The following is a 3,700-nucleotide window of genomic DNA, read 5'->3' on the forward strand; positions in this document are numbered from 1 at the left end:
GCAATGACGGGTTCTCGTCACTGCGAGGGTGCAGCCGGAGTCGAATCGAATGGTCGTAATTGCTTGGGCACCCGCGGCAGTCTGTCGGATTACGAATCCATCATTCGTTTTTGGATGGTATTCTACGAAGGGCTTGTGATTTCGCTTCGGATCAGATTGCTTCGCTTCGCTCGCAATGACGGTTAGGGATGAATGGACTTAGAGACGAAGAGACTGAGAGAAAATAAAACCTCTGAGCCCTTTGTGGTTCTTTGAGATCTCTGTGACCAAAAAAATACGACACTGAAATATTAGAAATAAAATAACGAGCATGAGCATACAAGAAACCAATCAACTCTTACGATTTACAACCGCCGGTTCGGTGGATGATGGGAAAAGTACCTTGATCGGGCGGCTTTTATTTGATTCCAAATCTATTTTTGAAGATCAGATTGCAGCGGTCAAAACTTCCAGCGAGAAAAAAGGCTTTGACTACGTCGACCTTTCACTGTTGACCGATGGCCTCAAATCGGAAAGGGAGCAAGGCATTACCATCGATGTGGCCTACCGCTATTTTGCCACGCCCAAACGGAAGTTCATTATTGCCGACACCCCGGGCCATATTCAGTATACCCGAAACATGGTCACGGGTGCTTCCACAGCCAACCTGGCCATTATCCTGATCGATGCCAGAAAGGGCCTGCTGGAGCAAACCTACCGCCATTCGTTTATCGCCTCCCTGCTCAAAATCCCTCATGTAATCGTCTGTGTCAACAAGATGGACCTGGTGGACTATGATGAAGCGGTTTTCGAACAAATCATCAAGGATTACAAGGCATTTGCCAGTAAAATGGAAATCAAGGACGTGCATTTCGTGCCCATCTCTGCCCTGAAAGGAGACAATGTCGTGGACCGGTCCAAAAACATGGACTGGTACGAAGGGCCCACACTGCTCTATTTGCTGGAAAACGTTCACATTGCCTCCGATTTAAACCATATTGACTGCCGTTTTCCGGTGCAGATGGTCATCCGTCCCCATACCCACGAGCACCAGGATTTCAGGGGCTATGCCGGCCGGATCGAAGGGGGTATTTTTAAGCCCGGTGACGATGTGAAGGTGTTGCCTTCCGGTTTTACCTCCAAAATCAAAAGCATCGAACTGAATGGAAAAAACATTTCCGAAGCTTTTTCGCCCATGTCGGTGACCATGACCCTGGAAGACGAATTGGATATCAGCCGGGGCGATATGTTGGTAAGGCCAAATAATGTACCTACCGTCGCGCAGGATCTGGATGTCATGGTGTGCTGGATGAGTCAGCAAAAACTGCTCGGCAGGAGTAAATTGCTGCTCCGCCATACCACCAAAGAATGCCAGGTGATGGTCAAGGAGATCCTGTATCGGGTAAACGTGAACACACTACACCGGGAAGAAGGGGTAGATCAAATCGGCATGAACGACATTGCCCGTATCAGCATCCGGGCAGCGCAGCCCTTGTTTTTCGATGCCTATCGCCGCAACCGCCAAACCGGCTCCATCATCCTCATCGACCCCAATACCAACGAAACCGTCGCCGCGGGGATGGTGATCTAGGGACTGGGAGAGTTAGAGACTGAGAGACTTGGAGACTTAGAGACTGAGAGACGGAGGGACGGAGAGACTTTGGGACTTGGAGAGGGAAGAATGGAGAGACTGAGAGGTGAAATGGTGCCGTCACTGCGAGAATTAACATTTAAAAAACGCAGAAATCGGGATGACGGTATTTGTTTTTAACTATTTATAAATCAACATGTTAAAAAAATACGTCATCGGTAGGGTGCAGACGGAGTTCAATCGAATGGTCGTAATCGCTCGGGCACCCGCGGCAGTCTGTCGGCGTACGTTTTCGTTACTCTTTTTCTAATGGCATTCTACGAAGGACTTGCGTTTTCGCTTCGGATCAGATTGCTTCGCTGGCGCTCACAATGACGGGTAGGGATGAATGGACTTAGAGAGGGGGAGACTGAGGGACGGAGAGACTAGGAGAGGGGAGAGTTGGAGTGACTTTGAGAAGACGAAGGTTGAAAGCTTAATATAACAAGGTAAATTTCAATTTATTGTTTTAGAATATTTCGTTCTACATCTTAGAACTATGAAAATCAGGTCACATGAGGATTTAGAGGTGTTTCAATTGGCATTTGAAGCGGCCATGGAAATTTTTGAAATATCAAAAAGTTTTCCGAAAGAAGAAAAATACTCCTTGACAGATCAGATTAGAAGATCCTCCCGGTCTGTTTGTTCCAATATTGCTGAGGGCTTTCGAAAGCGAAAGTATCCAAAATCATTTGTAGCAAAACTTATTGATAGCGAAGGGGAAGCGGCTGAGACCATAACCTGGCTGAAGTTTGCCCACGCTTGTGAATACATAAGTATAGAAGAAAAGAATAACCTTTCCATGAAATATAATAATATTTTGGGAAAATTGGTAAACATGGGCAGAAACCCACAACAGTGGCAGTACTAGGGGAGAATTGGAGACTTAGAGACTGAGAGAGGGGGAGACTTAGTGACTTAGAGAAGGGGAGACTGAGAGTCCCTCAGTCCCTTCGTCCCTAAGTCCCTTCGTCTCTAAGTCCCTGAGTCCCTCAGTCACAAAATTGGCCAGAAAAATATGATCGAGATATAAAAAATGAACATTCAAAAACTAACCGTATTAGCGCGAAAAGCCTCCAAAGCCGCCGGGCAGGAAATCCTCAAGGTATACCATTCCGCAGACGTTGGGGTGGAGATGAAAGCCGATGACTCGCCGCTGACCCTGGCCGATAAGGCCGCTCATGAGGTGATTATGGAGTATCTGACGGAAACAGCCTATCCCGTTTTGTCCGAAGAGGGTAAGGACGTTCCCTTTGACCTGCGCAAAGACTGGGAGTACTTCTGGATGGTCGATCCCCTGGACGGCACCAAGGAATTTATCAAAAAGAACGGGGAATTCACCGTCAACATTGCCCTGATCCACCGGAATACGCCGGTCATGGGCGTGGTGTATGCCCCCGTACTGGATGTCATGTATTGGGGAAATGCCGAAGAAGGAGCCTGGAAGCAGGAAGGACAGGGAGAAGCTATCGCCCTACGGCAGCCGGAAGATAAAACCATTCGGGCCATCGTGGCGAGCCGCTCCCACCTGAGCCCGGAAACGCAGGAAGTAATTGACCGCTATCCGGATGCGGAAGTCATCAGCATGGGATCCTCCCTCAAGTTTATGTTGCTGGCGGAAGGCAAGGCGCAGCTCTACCCCCGCTTTGCACCTACCATGGAATGGGATACAGCGGCAGCACACGGGGTGTTGCTCGCCCTGGGCTATACCGTCAAAAAAACCGACGAAGACAGCCCGCTGGTTTATAACAAGGAAAACCTGTTGAATCCCTGGTTTATTTGCGAAGGATAACCTTTCTGTGAAAAGAGGACTTCGGGACTTAGGGAGGGGGAGACTGAGGGACTTAGAGACGAAGAGACTGAGAGAAAATTAAGCCTCTGAGCACCGGCAGGCAGGCGTGGTTCTTTGAGCCCTCTGTGACAAAAAATAACGCATCGTATTCCGAGGTTTTTGGACACAAAGCACACGGAGGATGCACAAAGCACACGAAGAATTATAAAAACAATCCTTTGAGCCCTTAGTGGTTCTTTGAGTCCTCCTATGTTGAAAAGCAAACAAAACAGCTAAAATTCCACATACTTTTCCATTCT

General features: G+C 48.2%; 3 protein-coding genes. All 3 read left to right on the forward strand.

From position 1 onward, the window contains the following. The first annotated feature begins 310 nt into the window (after nucleotides 1-310). The 3 genes from cysN to cysQ all read left to right on the forward strand — a co-directional run bounded on the left by cysN (nucleotide 311) and on the right by cysQ (nucleotide 3,401). Nucleotides 311-1,570 carry a sulfate adenylyltransferase subunit CysN gene (gene cysN, locus GJS45_RS23505; RefSeq protein WP_162344338.1) on the forward strand — a complete coding sequence of 420 codons (1,260 nt, stop codon included), beginning with the start codon at nucleotides 311-313 and terminating at the stop codon, nucleotides 1,568-1,570. 538 nt (nucleotides 1,571-2,108) lie between these two features. Beyond that, entirely contained in the window at nucleotides 2,109-2,480 is a 372-nt protein-coding gene (locus tag GJS45_RS23510; protein WP_162344339.1) for a four helix bundle protein, read from the forward strand. 165 nt (nucleotides 2,481-2,645) lie between these two features. Next, nucleotides 2,646-3,401 carry a 3'(2'),5'-bisphosphate nucleotidase CysQ gene (cysQ, locus tag GJS45_RS23515; protein ID WP_162344340.1) on the forward strand — a complete coding sequence of 252 codons (756 nt, stop codon included), beginning with the start codon at nucleotides 2,646-2,648 and terminating at the stop codon, nucleotides 3,399-3,401. Nucleotides 3,402-3,700 lie beyond the last annotated feature (299 nt).

Origin of the sequence: Cyclobacterium salsum, assembly GCF_010119245.1 — a bacterium.
Taxonomy (GTDB): Bacteria; Bacteroidota; Bacteroidia; order Cytophagales; family Cyclobacteriaceae; genus Cyclobacterium; species Cyclobacterium salsum.

What these genes read in the sequence shown, in the direction of transcription:
- cysN (WP_162344338.1), top strand. Translation starts at nt 311, where the DNA reads ATGAGCATACAAGAAACCAATCAACTCTTACGATTTACAACCGCCGGT.
- GJS45_RS23510 (WP_162344339.1), top strand. Translation starts at nt 2,109, where the DNA reads ATGAAAATCAGGTCACATGAGGATTTAGAGGTGTTTCAATTGGCATTT.
- cysQ (WP_162344340.1), top strand. Translation starts at nt 2,646, where the DNA reads ATGAACATTCAAAAACTAACCGTATTAGCGCGAAAAGCCTCCAAAGCC.